The sequence below is a fragment of the Deminuibacter soli genome (genome assembly GCF_003412455.1).
Taxonomy (GTDB): Bacteria; Bacteroidota; Bacteroidia; order Chitinophagales; family Chitinophagaceae; genus Deminuibacter; species Deminuibacter soli.
The window spans coordinates 90,381-108,197 of sequence record NZ_QTJU01000004.1; the positions used below are offsets into that span (position 1 = coordinate 90,381).

Consider the following 17,817-nt stretch of genomic DNA (forward strand, 5'->3'; position numbering starts at 1 on the left):
ATGCCTGCTTTGTTTGTTAATGTTGTTGATGACTATTTTTTCACTTTAACTTTTGCAGCTTCTTCTTCGGCTGCGGCTTTGGCGGCCAGTACTTTTTTGTAATCCCTCGGGAATACTTTCACAAAGTGCTGGAGCTGGCTTTCAAAGTCAGACAATACAAACTGTGCAACCGCACTGCCTGTGTAGTTCACGTGCCTGCTGATCAGTGTGTGCAATGCTTTGGCATCTGCCTGTGTAAGCGGGTCAAGGTCTACCATCTCTGTGTTGCAGAGGCTGGCGAAATTGCCTTTTACATCATACACATACGCTACGCCGCCACTCATGCCTGCCGCGAAGTTGCGGCCCGTGGTGCCGAGAATAACTACTGTGCCACCGGTCATGTATTCACAACCGTGATCGCCTACACCTTCGGTTACCACACTGGCGCCTGAGTTGCGCACACAGAAACGCTCGCCTGCCTTGCCACGGATAAAGGCTTCACCACTGGTGGCACCGTAGAAGGCTACGTTGCCGATAATGATGTTGTCTTCAGGCAGGTAGGTGGCCTGTTTGTGCGGGTACACAATTAAGCGTGCACCACTTAAGCCTTTGCCGAAATAGTCATTGGCATCACCTTCCAGTTCAAGCGTTACGCCGTTGGTGTTAAAGGCGCCGAAGCTCTGGCCTGCGGTGCCTTTGAATTTAAAGTGAATGGTATTATCGGGCAAACCGGCTGCTTTATAAATTTTGGTAATCTCGTTGCTGAGTATGGTACCTGCAGTGCGGTTAATGTTGCGGATAGGGAATGAAGCAGTAACCGGTGTCTGGTTCTCCAGCGCAGGCTGCGCTGCTTTCAGTAACTGCCAGTCCAATACTTCTTTCAGTCCATGATCCTGGTCTTCCTGTTTGTACAGGCCGGTGTATGCAGAAGCAGGTTCTTTATACAGGATGGGCGACAGGTCAATTTTGCTGGCCTTCCAGTGTTTAATATCCGGGCGAACTTCGAGGCATTCAACCTGGCCCACCATTTCATTGATGGTGCGGAAACCAAGCTCGGCCATAATTTCACGCAGTTCCTGTACCATAAAACGGAAGAAGTTGATTACATGGTCAGGATCGCCGGTAAAGCGTTTGCGCAGTTCTCCATCCTGCGTGGCAACACCTACGGGGCAGGTATTGAGATGGCATTTGCGCATCATGATACAACCTTCCACTACCAGTGCGGCAGTGGCAACACCCCATTCTTCTGCACCCAGCAGGGTGGCAATGGCAATATCGCGGCCTGTTTTCATCTGGCCATCGGCCTGTACGGTTACGCGGCTGCGCAGTTTGTTTTTAACCAGGGTTTGGTTGGTTTCTGCAAGACCTAATTCCCATGGCAAACCAGCATGTTTGATAGAGCTTACCGGTGATGCACCGGTGCCGCCGTCATGGCCGGAGATCAATATTACATCGGCCTTGGCTTTTGCCACACCGGCTGCAATAGTGCCCACGCCTGCTTTGGATACCAGTTTCACGTTGATGCGTGCCTGGCGGTTCGCGTTCTTTAAATCAAAGATCAGCTGAGCAAGGTCTTCAATGGAATAAATATCATGGTGCGGTGGTGGTGATATCAAACCAACGCCTGGTGTGCTGTGACGTGTTTTGCCAATCCAGTCATCTACTTTATGACCGGGCAGCTGCCCGCCTTCGCCTGGTTTTGCACCCTGTGCCATTTTAATCTGCAGCTCATCAGCTTCAGTGAGGTACAGGCTGGTTACGCCAAAACGTGCAGAAGCTACCTGCTTAATGGCCGAGCGCATGCTGTCGCCATTGGGCAGTGTCTGGTAGCGTATTTCATCTTCGCCGCCTTCACCGGTATTGCTTTTGCCGCCCAGGCGGTTCATGGCAATGGCCAGCGTGGTGTGTGCTTCCCATGAAATAGAACCAAAGCTCATGGCGCCGGTGGCGAAGCGTTTGTAAATGTTCTCCGCAGGCTCCACTTCATCAATGGAAATGGCTGCGCGGTTGGGTTTAAACTGGAACAGGCTGCGCAGGGTGGCTGCTTTCTCGCTCTGGTCGTTCACCAGTTTCGAGTATTTTTTGAACGTGGTGTAATCGTTCATTTTAGTTGCATGCTGCAGCAGGTGTATGGTAGCCGGGTTAAACAGGTGAAACTCGCCTTTGCGTTTCCACTGGTAAATACCGCCAACAGGTAAACGGTCGGTAGGTATGTCTTTGCGGCTGAATGCCAGGAAATGTTTGGCCAGTGTTTCGCGGGCTATTTCATCCAGTCCAAGTCCTTCAATACGGGAAGTGGCACCGGTAAAATATTTGGCTACTACATCTTTGTTTAAACCGATGATTTCAAAAATCTGTGCACCCTGGTAAGATTGCAGGGTAGAGATGCCCATTTTGGAGAACACTTTCAGCAAGCCGTCGCAGATGGCTTTGATGTAGTTTTTCTTCAGGGTATCAATGTCTTGGTCTGTATCCAGCTTGCCGTTGAGCTTCATGTCACGGATAGAAGAGATGGCCAGGTATGGATTGATGGCTGTTGCACCGAATGCCAGCAAACAGGCGAAATGATGCACTTCCCATACATCGCCGGCTTCTACTACAATACCAACCTGCCCGCGCAGTCCTTTGCGGATTAAGTGGTGATGCACGGCAGATACTGCCAGCAGTGTAGGGATGGGCGCGTGATCGCTGTCGATTGCGCGGTCGGATAGTATTACTACTTCAAACCCGTCTTCCACTGCGTCTACTGCGTAGCGGCAAAGGCGTTCAATACCTGCTTTCAGTGAACCGGGTTTGCCGTCTGCACGGAAATAGGTTTGCAATGTTTTTGCCTGGAAAATGCCGGTATCAATACTGCGCAATTTTTCCAGTTCGTGGTTGCTGAGTACGGGGTGTTTCAGCGCTACGGAGTGGCAGGTAAGCGGATCTTCCACCAGCAGGTTGCCGTTATTGCCCACGAAAGTGGCCAGCGACATTACCATGCGTTCGCGGATAGGATCGATCGGCGGGTTGGTTACCTGCGCAAACAGCTGTTTAAAGTAGCTGCTCAGGTGCTGCGGCTGATCGCTCAGTACAGCCAGCGGGGCATCAGTACCCATTGAACCGATGGGCTCCTTGCCATCCAGCGCCATGGGGGCGATCAATGTATCCAGGTCTTCGGTTGAATAACCAAAGGCTTTCTGGTATTTGAAAATCTGGTCGGGTTCCAGGTGTGTGAACATCACACGTGGCTCGGGCAGCTCTTCCAAACGTATTTTGTATTTGTTCAGCCATTCGTTGTAAGGCTTGGCCGAGCAGATGGACTGTTTCAGTTCTTCATCGCTGATAATGCGTCCCTGCTCCATGTCTACCACGAACATCCTGCCCGGCTGCAGGCGGCCGTTTTCCAGCACAAGGGCCGGGTCAACAGGCAGTGCGCCGGTTTCAGATGCCATAATTACACGGTCGTCTTTGGTAACGCAATAGCGTGAAGGACGCAGGCCGTTGCGGTCGAGCGTAGCGCCGATAATGCGGCCGTCGGTAAATGAAATGGAAGCCGGGCCATCCCAGGGTTCCATCATGGCAGCATGGTATTCGTAAAATGCTTTCTTAACCGGGTCCATGTGCTCATTGCCATCCCATGCTTCGGGAATCAGCATCATCATTACATGCGGCAGCGGGCGGCCGGTGAGGGTAAGCAGCTCAATCATGTTGTCCAGGCAGGCGCTGTCACTCTGTGCGGCAGACACAATGGGCAGCAGCATATCCATTTCTTCCTGGGTAAAATAGGGAGAAGTAAATCCTTTCTCGCTTGTTTTTAACCAGTTCAGGTTGCCCTGCAGGGTGTTGATTTCACCGTTGTGTGCAATGTAGCGGAATGGCTGTGCCAGCTTCCACGAAGGGAAGGTGTTGGTGGCAAAGCGGGAATGCACCAGGCCAAAGGCGGCTACAACGCGTTTGTTGTTAAGGTCATGAAAATAGGCGCGTACCTGGCCGCTGGTAAGCTGGCCTTTGTACACTACTGTTTTATAAGAAAGTGAAGCCACGTAAAAACCAATCGCGTCCTGGCGAACGGTGTTGTTTACGGTATGACTGGCGTAGTTGCGCAGTATAAAAAGCTTTCGCTCAAAATCGTCGGGATTATTGATATGATCCGGGCAGGCAATAAACACCTGTTCCATTTCCGGTTCCACGCTCAGGGCTGTGGCTCCAATACCTGCGGTGTTTACGGGCACCTTACGGTAAGTCAGGATTTCCAGTCCCAGTTTTTCGGCGGCACGGTTGAAGATGTCACGGCACTCTTCACGTAATCGTATTTCCCTGGGGAAGAAAAGAACGCCCACTCCATATTTGCCATAGGCTGGCAGGTGAACGCCGAGTTTAATACACTCATCAAAGAAGAATTCGTGCGGCATCTGGATCATAATGCCGGCACCGTCACCAGTGTTGTTTTCACTACCGCTGGCGCCCCTGTGCTCCATGTTTTCAAGGACGGTTAATGCATCAGCAATAATCTGGTGCGACTTGTTGCCTTTGATGTTCGCAACAAAACCAATACCACAGGCGTCGTGTTCAAAGGAGGGGTCGTAAAGGCCCTCATGTCTGTTGAATACAGGCATAGTACAATCGAATATTAAAATGGAAAAATAATATGGAAGGCAACCGATTAAAAATACAAAAACTTAACGTAAAAAGTGAAAAAAATTATTCAAACAGACGTATGTTTGAATGAAATTCAAGATTATCGTCTAATTCATAGATAATTTGCAAACGCTTGTTAGTTAATTCCCAGCCTGTAATTCCACACTTTTTTACGATAAGCACCCGTAGCGATATGCGGCGTATTGTTATACACTGCACCGCAAAACGGCCTGCAAGGTGAACACCATAGGATTAATTTCCGGCAAATACGCGGAACAATTGCATCGTATACCCATTCGCCCTGGTTACCAGGAAAGGCGTAACAATATATCCAGGTAACTTAGTTAAATAGCTGGCGGGTACTGCCCGCAACAGATGGCTAGATCGTGAGCGTTAAATAATGGGATGGAGTTGAAATTTTAATTTCCGACTTTTTTTCGAATATGCCAAAAAAAGTACTGCCGCTGCCGCTCATGGCAGCATAAATGGCGCCTGCATTGTACAGCTGTTTTTTCAATGTTAGCAGCTCAGGATGTAACTGCATAACAGGGGCTTCAAAATCGTTGGTAAGCACGCCGCGCCAGCTTTGTACAGGTTGCTGTATAATAGTGGAGAGGGTAACCGGTGCGGGTTGCGGGGTAATGAGAGAAAACGCCTGGCCGGTAGAAACATGAATGCCCGGGTTGATAACCACAAAGGTGTAAGCCGACAAATCCAGGTTAACCGGCTGCAGTTTTTCGCCGCGGCCTGCTGCATACGCTGGTTTGTTTATAATAAAGAACGGGCAGTCGCTGCCCAGCTGCAGTGCATAATGCATCAGCTGTTCTTCGCTGATGCCCAGCTGGTATTTGCGGTTAAGCAGCTGCAGGGTAAAAGCGCCGTCTGCACTGCCGCCGCCCAGGCCTGCACCCATGGGAATGCTTTTTTGCAGGTGAATCTGCACACCCGGCAGTTGCGGGTAATCCTGTTTTAATAAATGGTAGGCTTTTACGCAAAGGTTGCCTGCCGGATCGCCGGCAATGGGTAAACCAGTGGAAGAAAACTGTGCACCACGCAGCGGGCTGTTGATCACTTCCAGCGCATCGCGCAGGGGTAGGGGGTAAAAAACGGTTTCAAGATCATGAAAGCCATCTTCCCTTTTGCGGGTGATGTGCAGGCCAAGATTAATTTTGCAATTGGGAAATACTACCACAGGTTAAGCTTTCAGGTATGTTTGGCGGCCGGAGTTGTGATTGCAGTGAAACAGGTACTATTTGCGGCGTTTGTTCATTTCGTCACGAATGGTGATGGCGCGGATATAATCTTCCTGCTCCAGCACATCGTTCAGCAATGTCTGCAGCTCTTCAAGCGACATATTGCTCAGGTCTTCCCGCACGCCCGCAGGGCCGGCGGCTGTTTCTGTTTCCTGGACAGGTATATCGGTCTTTTTCTTTTTGCCTGAATCTTCCATTAAAATACCGGCGCTTTCAAGAATGTGCTCATAGGTATAAATGGGGCAGCCGAAACGAACGGCCAGTGCCAGTGCATCGCTTGTTCTGCTGTCTATTTCCACGGTATCGTGTTCGCTTACACAAACCAGCTTGCTGTAAAAAATGCCTTCCTGGAGGTCGTTGATGATAATTTCCATGAGCTCTACGTTAAAAGCATTCATGAAATTTTTCATCAGATCGTGCGTCAGCGGTCTGCTGGGCTGCATGCGTTCAAGGGCAACGGCAATGGCCTGGGCCTCAAAACCTCCGATTACAATAGGCAAGCGGCGCAAACCATTTATTTCGCCCAGCACCACGGCGTAGGAATGTGTTTGCGTAATACTGTGTGAAAGCGCTACTATTTCCAGTTCAATCTTCTTCATGACCTGTGTTAGGACAAAATTTAAGTTATCAGGCAAATGTAAAGATTTCAGCTGTTTAAAAAAGGGGCAATGCCGGAATACTACCCTGTTCTTTAAAAAGCACAATACCTTATTGTTCATTCTGCAACAATTCAAACAAATAAGCTATGCGGGGTTATTGCAGTATTGAAAAAATGTTTAATTTGATAAGCTTTCGTCGAAAAAACGCCTGTATCGCGCGCCAGGCCTTAAAACGTCCCTGCCTCCGCAAAGCAGGGGCGGAGGCAGGGAACTGTTATTTTGCGGTGCCGGTTAACCAACCAGTGCAGCAGCACCAAAAACGCCGGCACTGTCGCCCAGGCTCGGTTTTACTATTGCTACATCCAAACGGTTGTTGAATATATGCTGGCGTAACGATTCGTAGCCCTCGGTGTAAATACTGTCAATATTGCCCACACCGCCGCCAATTACAATTACATCAGGGTCGAGCATATTGGTAATAACAGATAAGGCTTTGCCGAAAAAATGATGCAGGCGCTTAATGGTAGCTGCAGCCGCTTCGTCGGTGCCTTGCTGTTGTACAATGGTTTTCAGTGATACATCGTTCCCGGTAATACTTTTATAATACCGCTGCAGGGCCGGTCCGCTGAGTACGGTTTCTACGCAGCCGGTTTTGCCGCAATAACAGGGCCCGCCGCTTTCATCCAGGAAATTATGTCCCCACTCACCGGCAATGCCGTGCAGGCCGTTCCATATTTTACCGTCAATAACAAGGCCGCCGCCGACACCCGTACCCATAATAACACCAAATACCATCCGTGCTGCGGGGTATTTTTCATTTACCACGCCAAGGTGTGTTTCGGCAAGGGCAAAGCAGTTGGCATCATTGGCAATTTCAACCGGGATCTGCAGCATGGCTTCGAGATCTTTTTTCAGCGGCATGCCGTTCAGTGCCGTGCTGTTGCTGTTTTTCATGGTATGGGTAACCGGGTCAAGCACACCCGGTGTACCAAAACCAATGCGTTGGGGTTGCAGGCCCGATTCCTGTTTCAGCCGGTTCACCAGTGTTTGTATCTGCGACAGAATGTGCTGATACCCCTTGCTGCCTTCTGTATTTACGCGCATGCGCAAAATGGCTTCAGCATCGTTCAGCGAAGGAAGGATCGCTCCTTCAATCTTGGTTCCGCCCAAGTCAATTCCCCAGAGTGGTGTGTTCATGTATCTGATTTGAAAATGTGGAAACGATTGAATGGTTAAATGGTTGACTGTTTTATTGTTACAGCTGAATTTTCGGGCGTAAGTTAGGGAATCTGAAAAAACATCGGACAGATTGTTACAGCTGCTGATTTTTAACAAAACGGCATGCAGCGTACCTGCTGCAGGCGCTGAAATGTTTCGTGATTTTTGTTACATTACAGTACTAAACCAATAACTATGAAGGAAATTTGGGTGAATGAGGTACCGGTTAAAGAAACGGTGCCTGGTTACAAGGGAAGGTTTATACACACGGCAAATATGACGTTTGCCTATTGGGATGTAGAAGCAGGCAGCGTTTCGCCTGAGCACACACATCCGCAGGAGCAGGTGGCCAAAGTACTGGAAGGAAGTTTTGAATTAACCATCGATGGTGAAACCGTGGTGCTGGAACCCGGCAAGATAGTGGTGATTCCGCCGCATGTAAAACACGGCGGCAAGGCCATTACCGATTGCAAGCTGCTGGATGTTTTTTATCCGGTACGTGAAGATTACCGCAGTTTATAAGAAAAATACCCAATTAACAATGGAACAATTGAGACATACACATGTCGTCGATTGTTCCATTTAATTTTATAAAGCATGAACCTCGATTTAACCGGAAAAACAGCGCTCGTAGGCGGCGCATCACAAGGCCTGGGTGCAGCAGTTGCAACAGAACTGGCCGGCCTTGGTGCCAGCGTAATTGTGTGGGCACGCAACGAAGACAAATTGAAAAATGTAGTAGCCTCCCTGCCTTTGAGCAAGGGCCAGCGGCACCGTTACCTGGTGGCAGATTCCAATGAGCCTGCCATGCTGCTGCAACAAATAAAGGCATTACAGCAACAGGGTGTGCAGATACAATTGCTGGTAAACAATACCGGCGGCCCGCCTGCCGGTTTGTTAATTGATACCGATGTAACGGCACTGGAAACCGCTTTCCGCGCACACCTGGTAACAGCACACCTGCTGGTGCAGTGTTTGCTGGAAGATATGAAGACTGCCGGGTACGGGCGTATTGTAAACATTACCTCTACTTCGGTAAAAGAACCCATTGACCAACTGGGTATTTCCAATTCGGTGCGCGCGGCAGTAAGCAACTGGGCTAAAACACTGGCGAATGAAATTGCACAGTACGGCATTACCGTAAACAATGTGTTGCCAGGCTTTACCGCAACAGACCGCATTAAGACTTTGTTTGGAAAACGGGCCGAAAGCGCAGGCACAACAACAGCAGCAATTACAGCGCAGGAAACAGCACGCATACCCGCACGCAGGATAGGTAAACCGGAAGAATTTGCCGCAGCGGTGGCGTTTTTATGTTCACCCGCAGCGGCTTATATCAATGGTGTTAATTTACCGGTTGACGGTGGCAGGTTAAATGGTTTGTAGTACATTCAATATCCAAAGTTTATTACAATACAGCACTTATGAAATCACGATTCTCCGGCCATGTACTGCTCCCGGGCAGCGACAAGCAGGCGCCTGATGCTACACGGTTAGCTGCCTGCGAACACCACGATGTTATTGAAGTATCCCTTTATTTAAAACCACCAAAGCCATTGCCAGCCGGCAATGAACCGGCTATCCAGCCACTGGCGCGAACGGAGTTTAACAACCGCTTTGCTGCCAGTAATGAAGATCTGCAAACCGTTGCAGAATTTGCGCATACGTATGGCTTAACTGTTGTTCGGTCAGATGCAGCTTTGCGACTTGTAGAGCTGCGCGGCACCATACAACACATGCAGGAGGCATTCAAAGTATCGCTTTCGAAGTATAAAAATCAAACGGGGCAGGAGTTTCGCGGCCGCGAAGGGGTTATACAAATACCCGAGGAATTAAGCAGTATTGTAGAAGGTGTGTTTGGGCTTGACAACCGCCCGCTTGCTACACCCAAATTCCAGGTGTATAAAAAAGAACAGGAACCTAAAGTAGTTGCAGCCGCACAGGTGCAGGCATCTTTTAATCCCAATGAACTGGCCAAACTGTACAACTATCCCTCAGATGTTACGGGTAAAGACCAGTGCATTGCCATTATTGAACTGGGCGGTGGTTACAAGCCTGCCGATATCACCAGTTATTTTGCAGGGCTGCAGCTTACTGCACCCAAAGTAGTGGCTATATCGGTAGATGGCGCCACCAATGCCCCTTCCACGCCCGATAGTGCAGATGGTGAAGTATTGCTGGATATAGAAGTGGCAGGCGCTGTTGCCCCCGGCGCAACCATTGCCGTATACTTTGCACCCAATACCGATAAAGGTTTTCTCGATGCCATTAAGCAGGCAGTACATGATGCCACTTATAAACCTTCGGTTGTTTCCATCAGCTGGGGCGCTGCAGAAGAACAGTGGACCAGCCAGTCACTTACCACTTATAACCAGGCCTTCCAGGAAGCAGCTGCACTGGGTGTTTCCGTGTGTGCGGCAGCAGGCGATTCTGGTTCAAACGACAATGTAAACGATGGAAAGGCGCATGTAGATTTTCCTGCATCAAGTCCGTATGTGCTGGGCTGCGGTGGTACCAAGCTCGATGTGAGCAATGGCCAGATAACCAGTGAAGTGGTTTGGCACGAAAGTAACGACAGCGCAACAGGCGGTGGCATCAGTGCCGTATTTCCCTTACCCGATTACCAGCAGTCGGCTGCCATACCGGTGTCTGTGAACGATAAAAAAGCAGGCCGTGGCGTGCCTGATGTGGCTGCCGTAGCCGACCCTGCCACCGGGTACAATGTACTGGTAGATGGCCAGCGAATGGTAATAGGCGGCACCAGCGCTGTTGCACCGCTGATGGCCGGCTTAATTGCACTGATTAATGAAAGCCTTAAAAAACAGGTGGGTTTTATTCACCCGCAGCTGTATGCGGCAACCGGTGTTTGCCGCGACATTACATCAGGCAACAACATTACGGTAAGCGGCAACAAGGGGTATACTTCAGGCAAGGGCTGGGACGCCTGTACAGGCATTGGCGTTCCCGATGGTATGAAGCTGCGCGACCTGCTGAAACAGGGAACGGCGTAGCTTATTTCAACGGTTAAGAAACAAATCTGGCAGACAGAACCAGCGAATTTGTCTATAATAACGTATTAATAACGGAAAGAATAAAGTAGTATTGCGCGCCGGTATGGTCTCCATGCCGGCGTCAGTATTTTAACAACCTGAAACATTCAATCAAAATGAAGAAAAAGCTGTTGCTTCCCTTTATCATTTGCCTGCTGGTGCATGTGGCGCAGGCGCAAACCTTTCATGTGGGTTTAAAAGGTGGCCTGAACCTTTCTGAAAACCATGGCAATGGTATGAGCGCCACCTTTAAATCCGGTTATGATATCGGCGGTTATGCCAATATCGGTTTCGGTGACAAATGGTCTATCCAGCCCGAGCTGTTTTATTCCCTTCGCAACCCTACGGCGAGTGATCATTTTCTTACCTATTACAACAACAACGGCAACACGCTGTACGAACCGATTGCCCGTTTAAGTTATATCAGCCTGCCTGTGCTGGCACGCTACAGCATTAAAAAATGGCTGGCAGTAAGTGCTGGTCCGCAGTTCAATTACATTGCTTTTGATGATGATAATTACCGTAAAGACTACGGCGATTCATTCAGGAAAACAGATATCGGTGCTGCAGCCCAGGTAGAGCTTACACTGGATAAAGTAACATTCTATGCACGTTATTACGCCGGTTTAACCAATATCGAAAATATTGACAGCAGGTATACCTGGAAATCGCGCCAGCTGGGTGTGGGTGTAGGTTTCAGACTGTTCTAAACATATTCCGTGAATAAAAAAGCCGTCCGCATTTATTAAGCAGGACGGCTTTTTTTATTGTATATAACAATGAAACCATTGTTCCATTCAACCATTACTTTTTGATCGCCTTAATGGCTTCGGTGAGTTGCGGCACCACTTCAAAAGCATCACCTACAATACCGTAGTCTGCAGCTTTAAAGAAAGGCGCTTCAGGGTCTTTGTTAATCACCACAATCACCTTGCTCCTGTTAACACCGGCCAGGTGCTGTATGGCGCCTGAAATGCCGATAGCAATATACAGGTTGGGTGCAATCTGGATACCTGTTTGACCCACGTGCTCATGGTGCGGGCGCCAGTGTGAATCTGCCACAGGGCGGCTGCAGGCTGTTGCTGCATGCAGCGTATGCGCCAGGTCTTCTACCAGCTTCCAGTTTTCGGGGCCTTTTAAGCCGCGGCCACCGCTTACTACTATTTCCGCTTCTGTCAATGGCACTTCGCCGCTTACTTTGTTTACTGCAGTCACTGTTACTTTAGGCACATCGGGTGTTAACGACAACTGGTTAACAGCCGCAGTGCCTTCTGCAGTTTTAATGCTATAGCTGTTGGGGTTAAGGGTAATGATTTTTACGGCAGAACTGATGGCGATATTGGCAAAAGCCTTACCGCTGAATACCGATTTCTTCACCACAAAACCATTCGACGTATCGGGCAACGCCACAGCGCCTGTTACCAGGCCTGCTTTCAGCAGGGCAGATACGCGTGGTGCCACTGCTTTGCCGGTTTGATTGTGTGCAAACACAAGCACCGTTGCATCACCCACAGCCTGGGCAACCAGTTTAGCCTGCACCTGTGCATCCAGCTGGTTCAGTGCTTCGTTGTTTACCTGGTGAACAGTAGTAATGCCATATTTACCCAGCGCTGCAAGATCATCGCTTACGGTACCCAGCAACAAACCACCGGCTTGTACACCCAGTTGCCTGGCCAGGTCAGCACCATATGTCAATGCTTCAAACGCCGCTTTTTTGATATGACCATCTGCGTGGTCGATGAATATTAGAACAGACATGATAATTTGAAAATTTGCTCCGGGATACTTCCTCCGGAAGAGTTTGAAAATCGGTTTGGATGGCTGGATTGTTTTATTGTTTGATGGTTATAACCATAAAGCCATTCAACCATCTAACCATTAAATCACTTTCGCTTCTTCGTGCAGCAACCTTACCAGTTCTGCAACGTTATCGGCAGGTACCAGTTTAACACCGGCTTTGGCAGGTGGCAGTTCAAAGCTGGCTACGCTGGTAAGGCTGTCGGCTGCTGCGGGTTCAACCACTTTCAATGGTTTGGTGCGGGCAGCCATAATGCCGCGCATGTTGGGAATGCGTTGTTCGGCTACACCTTTCTGGCAGCTGATTACAGCAGGCAGGCTTACGCTGTTCACTTCTTCGCCACCTTCAATTTCGCGGTTAACAGTAGCGGTAGCGCCGTTGAGTTCAAATTTGGTGGCAAGGGAAATATAGGGGAGATCGAGCAAACCGGCTACCAGGCCACCGATAGACGAGCCGTTGTAGTCAATGGTTTCCTTTCCGGTAAAAATAAGGTCATACGCCCCTTCTTTGGCGATGGCAGCAATTTGGGAAGCAATGTAAAAGCTGTCGTGGTTATCGGTGTTTACGCGGAAAGCTTCATCACCGCCCAGGGCCAGTGCCTTGCGGATAATGGGCTCGGCATCTGCACCGCCTACGGTAACCAGGTGTACGGTAATGGAAGCGTCTTTTTCTTTCAGTTCAATGGCGCGCACAAGGGCATACCATTCGTCGTACGGATTAATGATCCATTGCACACCAGCATCGTCAAATTTGGTGTTGCCGTTGGTGAAGGCAATCTTCGAAGTGGTGTCGGGTGTTTTACTAACACAGACTAATATCTTCATATAACACTAATTTTGAAAAAATTCCTTTCGGGTAAAGATAGGAAGGATAAATAAGTTGTTTATGCAACCATTTGATACAAATATAATTTTTCTATGGATAGAATAGCGCAGCTGCAGACTTTTTTAGCCCAAACACCAAAAGATAACTTCGTTCGCCATGCCCTGGCGCTGGAGTATATCAAAGCAGGTAATGATGTGGCAGCCCGCGTGCTGTTCGAGGAATTGCTGGCAGATTCGCCTGATTATACGGGTTCGTATTATCACCTCGGCAAATTATACGAGCGCAGCCATCTTACCGATTTGGCCATTGCCTGTTACGAAAAGGGCATGGCAGCAGCTAAACAGGCCGGTGAAAAGCATGCCTACAACGAATTGCAATCTGCTTACGAAGACCTGGTGTATTAGCACCGCCACATACGTTTAGCCCAATAGTAAATCAGCATTCATTACAAAGGATTGAAGTGAAAGGACAAAGTATAAAGCCCGTTATTACCGTTTTATTGAGCCTGTTTTTTGTAGCAGCTGCCCATGCGCAGGCAGACAGTACACTGCACGATACCATCAGCATTAAAAGGCACTGGTGGCAGCCCGATTCACTGGTAAACAAAAAGCTGAGCTGGCTGCCCATCCCGGGCATAAGCAGCAGCCCTGAAACCGGTTTGCGTTTTGGGCTGGTGCTGCAGTATTTCCTGAACACCTCTACAGGTAAGGATTCTACGAAGAAAGCACGTGATTCATATGCCTATATCGAAGGCTTGTATTCTACCAGGAAGCAAACCACCATTGAATCGTACACACAGCTGTTTACGGCAGGGGAAAAATATTTTATCCGCAACCGCATTGGCTATTCTGATAACAACGAACGTTTATGGGGCTTTGGCAACCATACCGTAGCTGCCGATGCGTATGAGCTGGTGCGTTATTCGCGCTGGTACTGGCAGGCCAGTGTGGCCAGGCAGGTGCGCAATCATTTTTTTGCAGGCATCAATTTCAACCTCAGCCGCACCTACAATGTGCGCGGTGAAATAAAAGATTCCAACCTGCTGTACCAGCAACCGGGCGAATTTGGCAGCGGTATTGTTGGCGCAGGCCCTACGCTGGTGTGGGATAAACGGGATCATCCATTAAGTCCGCATACAGGCTGGTATGGCGAACTGGCAGCTACTTTTTATGCGCGTGTGCTGGGCGCGGGTTATGCGTACAGTGAGTACCATGCCGATTTCAGGAAATACGTACAACTGCACGATAACAGTGTGCTGGCTTTCCAGGGCTGGGGTTCGTTTACCGGCGGTACAGTTCCCTGGCGCGAGCAGCCACGCCTTGGCAACAGCATGATTATGCGCGGTTATTTCGGCGGGCGTTTCAGGGATAACCAGTATGCAGCTGTGCAAACAGAATACCGCAAGCCTGTGCACCGGTTGGTAACGCTGGCCGTATTTGCATCGGCAGGGGAAGTACAACACACAGTGGGGGATTTTAATTTCAGTGATCTCCGCGCCGCCGCAGGCGGCGGGGTACGCCTGCTGATTAACAAGGCCAAGCAAGTGGCGGTGCGCATAGATTATGCACGCTCAACAGATCACACTTCCGGGTTCTACTTCAAAATAGGAGAAGCGTTTTAGTGCGCGGGTGCCGATTATATTTTTACCGCAAAGAACACAAAGGGAAAACCCACAAAGTTCACAAAGAAGCCGTTAACTAAACGACATTGAATCGTCAGTCGTGAGTGAAGAAAGCCGTCGAGAATCGAGAATCGACACATCGAGACTATCTTAGCGAGTATCAAATTTCAGCTGTCGCTGAGGCGATTTACGCTACACAAGCTTGTAGCTTGCAGCTGTTACCAATCGTGAGTGAGAAGCGGGGATCGTGCGCTTCTTTGTGTTCTTTGCGTTTTTCTCTCTTTGTGTTCTTTGCGGTAAAAAATAACTCAATGCTTAACCAAACCAACATTGAATCGTGAGTAGTGAATAAAAAACGAAACCCCTGTGAAAACAGGGGTTCAGCCAATTGGGGATTCAAATGCCCTTATGGTTCGCAAAAAGTATCGTTTACAGGCTTGCAGTTGGGCAATACCTGATATAATCAGTTTATAGCAAAGCAGAACTGTTCCGGGAATGCAGGGCTTTATTAAGGAGGGTGTAGTACTTGCAAATATACCTACCATTGTGCTAAAAAATTGCAAACGAAAACCGCTCCTATGGCCGTTTTCAGGGTAATAGATTCGTATACAGCAACTTCGGTTATCGGCAGAAAATCAATGCCAGTCTATTTTAGGAATATTTTAGTACAACGTATGCAGCGCCCTGCTTATTATGTTTTTTTAACATTTTTTTTCCGCTTTTTTTTAGCGTATTAATACCGTTGTTCCCTTCTGAAAAAAGTGCTCTCCGTTATCTTTTTGGGTATACGATAAGGTCCATACGTAGGTGCCGGGCGGCTGGGGTAATCCTTTTACGGTGCCATCCCAGCGTATCATCCAGTCGTTGGTAATAAACACCCGTTGTCCCCAGCGGTTAAACACCTGGAATTCCAGTTGTGAGGCCTTAAATCCGTCCAGCGGGTAGAGGTAATCATTCAGTCCGTCGCCGTTGGGTGTAAAAGCTGAGGGCACGGCTACAATGCAGCTGTTGTAGGCCATAATGCGGCGTGTGGCGGTATCAAAACAACCGAGGCTGTTACCAACCACCAGCGATACGGTAAAATACTGGCTGCGGTTTACCGGAACAAATTGCTGGGCAGGGGGCGCCTCCAGGGTGCTGGTGCTGCCGTTGCCGAAGTTCCAGGTATAGGAACTGATTTGCCCGATGCTGCTGTCGAGAAAGTTGATAACATCCTGCGGGCAAACATTGTCCGGTGCGCCGAATTTCGCTTTCAGGGTATTGGGCAGGCTGATGACCTGGGCGCTGGTATCGCTGCACACGCCATTTGAAACGATGAGCTGTGTTACCTTGTCTCCGAAAGTGGTGTACGTGCGTACCGGGTTTTGCTGCTGGCTGGCAGCGCCGCCGTCAAAACTCCATTGCCAGGTGTTTATGTTGTTGGCGCCATCGTGAAAATAGTAAACAATGTCTTTTTTACAGCCCAGGTCCGAGCGCCAGGTAAAGGCAGCGGAAACCGTGTCGTACGCAGTAAAATGCAATGTTGCGGGCGGGGTTACCTCTCCGCAGGCGTCTACAATGGTGTTGCCATCGCCGCCAGGGAGCAGGGTAATGGTGTAATCGCCGTGCGTTTCAATGGGGCCGGCAAGCTGCACATGAATAACACGGGTATTGTTGTTGCTGTCGCAATCTCCGTAAGCGCCGGTTATGCTTACAGGGGTAGGGCCTGTTACGCTGAAATCGCTGCCATTGGCAGCAATGCTGCTGCACTGGATATTGCGTTTGAATACCAGGTTAAGTATTGTGGGGCTGCAAGCCACAGGCGTAATACTATCGAGATAGGTAGGGTGCGGCACTTCGATGGTAAAATCAATACTGCTGCCTTCATCCAGCAATGCATCACAATCGGTGAGCAGGGTATTGGCATCTGAGCCTGTTTTAGCTACCAGCTGGTAATTGCCGGGTGGCAGTGGTGCGCTGAGGGTGAGTACCAGCGAATCCATATCAAACCCATTGCAAGTAGGTGACATAGCTGCAACCACGGTAATATTGGTGTTGGGAATCATGAAATCGCTGCCGTCGCTGGCCATGCTGCTGCATTTCATCCGCATGTTGGTGCGCAGGCCCAGGTGCATGCGGTCGCAATCCGGTTCTATGCTGGCCATTTTGGGTTTCAGCGTGTCGGTGATTACCGCAGTACCGCCACCGAAGGAGAGTGAGTAACCCTGTTGCGTGGAATCAAAATGACTTACCATCAGCAGGTAATCGTGGCCCACAACCAGGTTGGGCATGGCTGTAAAGGTGGGTTTGTTATCAGCAGGGAATGAACCGCACTGCACATAACCTACGCCCGTTGCGCTGGTACCGGTGGGGCCGTAGGTGCCTGCCCAGTTGGCGGTTACAGTAAGGGCGGCATTGGAAAAAACATCCCTGGGGTTGTGATTGGTTACATCAAACAATTGCCAGTCGTAATCATCGTTATTGTTGGGGTTAATCAGGAAACCGAGTGTGCCGGCAACATAACAGTGAAATTTATACCAGAAAGGGCCGGAATCCTGGTAGCTGCCGCAACCGGGCACAGGCACATAATCCTGCCCGCACTGCGGTACTGTTTGCTGTGTGAAAGTAGTGGTACCGCAAATGGGAAAAGCAGTTTCGGGCGTTTGTCCCTTTACTGCGCTGGATCCAACTACACAGGGCGGGTAACTGGTGTTAAATTGTGCAGCGGCAGGTTGAAACAGCCCGGTGCCTGCCAGGATACAGATACAAAGAATAAGCAGTTTTCCATTCATGGTATTAGCAATACATACTGATGATGCTTAAAAGTAATTGAACGTTGCCAAACGAAATGGATAATTCAGGGAATGTTGCTATT

General features: G+C 49.3%; 13 protein-coding genes. 6 read left to right on the forward strand and 7 right to left on the reverse strand.

Annotated elements, in window-relative coordinates:
• Nucleotides 1-32: 32 nt before the first annotated feature.
• The 4 genes from gltB to DXN05_RS12805 form a co-directional block, all read right to left on the reverse strand.
• The gene (gene gltB / locus DXN05_RS12790; RefSeq protein ID WP_116847669.1) at nucleotides 33-4,577 is read right to left on the reverse strand and encodes a glutamate synthase large subunit; all 4,545 of its coding nucleotides are present in this window, start codon (nucleotides 4,575-4,577) and stop codon (nucleotides 33-35) included.
• Between the two features lie 401 nt (nucleotides 4,578-4,978).
• The gene (ispE, locus tag DXN05_RS12795) at nucleotides 4,979-5,791 is read right to left on the reverse strand and encodes a 4-(cytidine 5'-diphospho)-2-C-methyl-D-erythritol kinase (protein ID WP_116847670.1); all 813 of its coding nucleotides are present in this window, start codon (nucleotides 5,789-5,791) and stop codon (nucleotides 4,979-4,981) included.
• Nucleotides 5,792-5,848: 57 nt separating this feature from the next.
• Nucleotides 5,849-6,451, reverse strand: a complete 603-nt coding sequence (locus DXN05_RS12800; RefSeq protein WP_116847961.1) for a bifunctional nuclease family protein — start codon at nucleotides 6,449-6,451, stop codon at nucleotides 5,849-5,851.
• A 291-nt stretch (nucleotides 6,452-6,742) separates the two neighbouring features.
• Nucleotides 6,743-7,648 carry an ROK family protein gene (locus DXN05_RS12805; RefSeq protein WP_116847671.1) on the reverse strand — a complete coding sequence of 302 codons (906 nt, stop codon included), beginning with the start codon at nucleotides 7,646-7,648 and terminating at the stop codon, nucleotides 6,743-6,745.
• A gap of 216 nt (nucleotides 7,649-7,864) precedes the next feature.
• Between DXN05_RS12805 and DXN05_RS12810 the strand changes: the two genes are divergently transcribed.
• From DXN05_RS12810 to DXN05_RS12825, 4 genes are all read left to right on the forward strand, one after another.
• Nucleotides 7,865-8,191: a cupin domain-containing protein gene (locus DXN05_RS12810; RefSeq protein ID WP_116847672.1), complete on the forward strand. Its 327-nt coding sequence runs from the start codon at nucleotides 7,865-7,867 to the stop codon at nucleotides 8,189-8,191.
• A 75-nt stretch (nucleotides 8,192-8,266) separates the two neighbouring features.
• Nucleotides 8,267-9,055: an SDR family oxidoreductase gene (locus tag DXN05_RS12815; protein WP_116847673.1), complete on the forward strand. Its 789-nt coding sequence runs from the start codon at nucleotides 8,267-8,269 to the stop codon at nucleotides 9,053-9,055.
• Nucleotides 9,056-9,093: 38 nt separating this feature from the next.
• Nucleotides 9,094-10,680, forward strand: coding sequence for a S53 family peptidase (locus DXN05_RS12820; RefSeq protein ID WP_116847674.1), 1,587 nt, complete (start codon nucleotides 9,094-9,096; stop codon nucleotides 10,678-10,680).
• Between the two features lie 155 nt (nucleotides 10,681-10,835).
• On the forward strand, nucleotides 10,836-11,429 hold the full coding sequence (locus DXN05_RS12825; RefSeq protein WP_116847675.1) for a porin family protein: 594 nt from the start codon (nucleotides 10,836-10,838) through the stop codon (nucleotides 11,427-11,429).
• Nucleotides 11,430-11,523: 94 nt separating this feature from the next.
• Here the strand turns inward: DXN05_RS12825 and DXN05_RS12830 are convergent, their stop codons facing one another.
• The gene (locus DXN05_RS12830) at nucleotides 11,524-12,477 is read right to left on the reverse strand and encodes an electron transfer flavoprotein subunit alpha/FixB family protein (protein ID WP_116847676.1); all 954 of its coding nucleotides are present in this window, start codon (nucleotides 12,475-12,477) and stop codon (nucleotides 11,524-11,526) included.
• 120 nt (nucleotides 12,478-12,597) lie between these two features.
• The gene (locus tag DXN05_RS12835) at nucleotides 12,598-13,341 is read right to left on the reverse strand and encodes an electron transfer flavoprotein subunit beta/FixA family protein (RefSeq protein ID WP_116847677.1); all 744 of its coding nucleotides are present in this window, start codon (nucleotides 13,339-13,341) and stop codon (nucleotides 12,598-12,600) included.
• 93 nt (nucleotides 13,342-13,434) lie between these two features.
• On the opposite strand from DXN05_RS12835, the gene DXN05_RS12840 reads away from it, so the two are divergent.
• Together DXN05_RS12840 and DXN05_RS12845 are read left to right on the forward strand one after the other, a co-directional pair.
• A complete protein-coding gene (locus tag DXN05_RS12840; RefSeq protein WP_116847678.1) occupies nucleotides 13,435-13,746 on the forward strand; it encodes a hypothetical protein in 312 nt (103 codons plus the stop codon).
• A gap of 56 nt (nucleotides 13,747-13,802) precedes the next feature.
• Nucleotides 13,803-14,963, forward strand: coding sequence for a BamA/TamA family outer membrane protein (locus DXN05_RS12845; protein ID WP_158559234.1), 1,161 nt, complete (start codon nucleotides 13,803-13,805; stop codon nucleotides 14,961-14,963).
• A gap of 725 nt (nucleotides 14,964-15,688) precedes the next feature.
• On the opposite strand, the gene DXN05_RS12850 is transcribed toward DXN05_RS12845, so the two are convergent.
• Complete coding sequence (locus DXN05_RS12850) at nucleotides 15,689-17,734, reverse strand: T9SS type B sorting domain-containing protein (protein ID WP_116847680.1); 2,046 nt, start codon at nucleotides 17,732-17,734, stop codon at nucleotides 15,689-15,691.
• Nucleotides 17,735-17,817 lie beyond the last annotated feature (83 nt).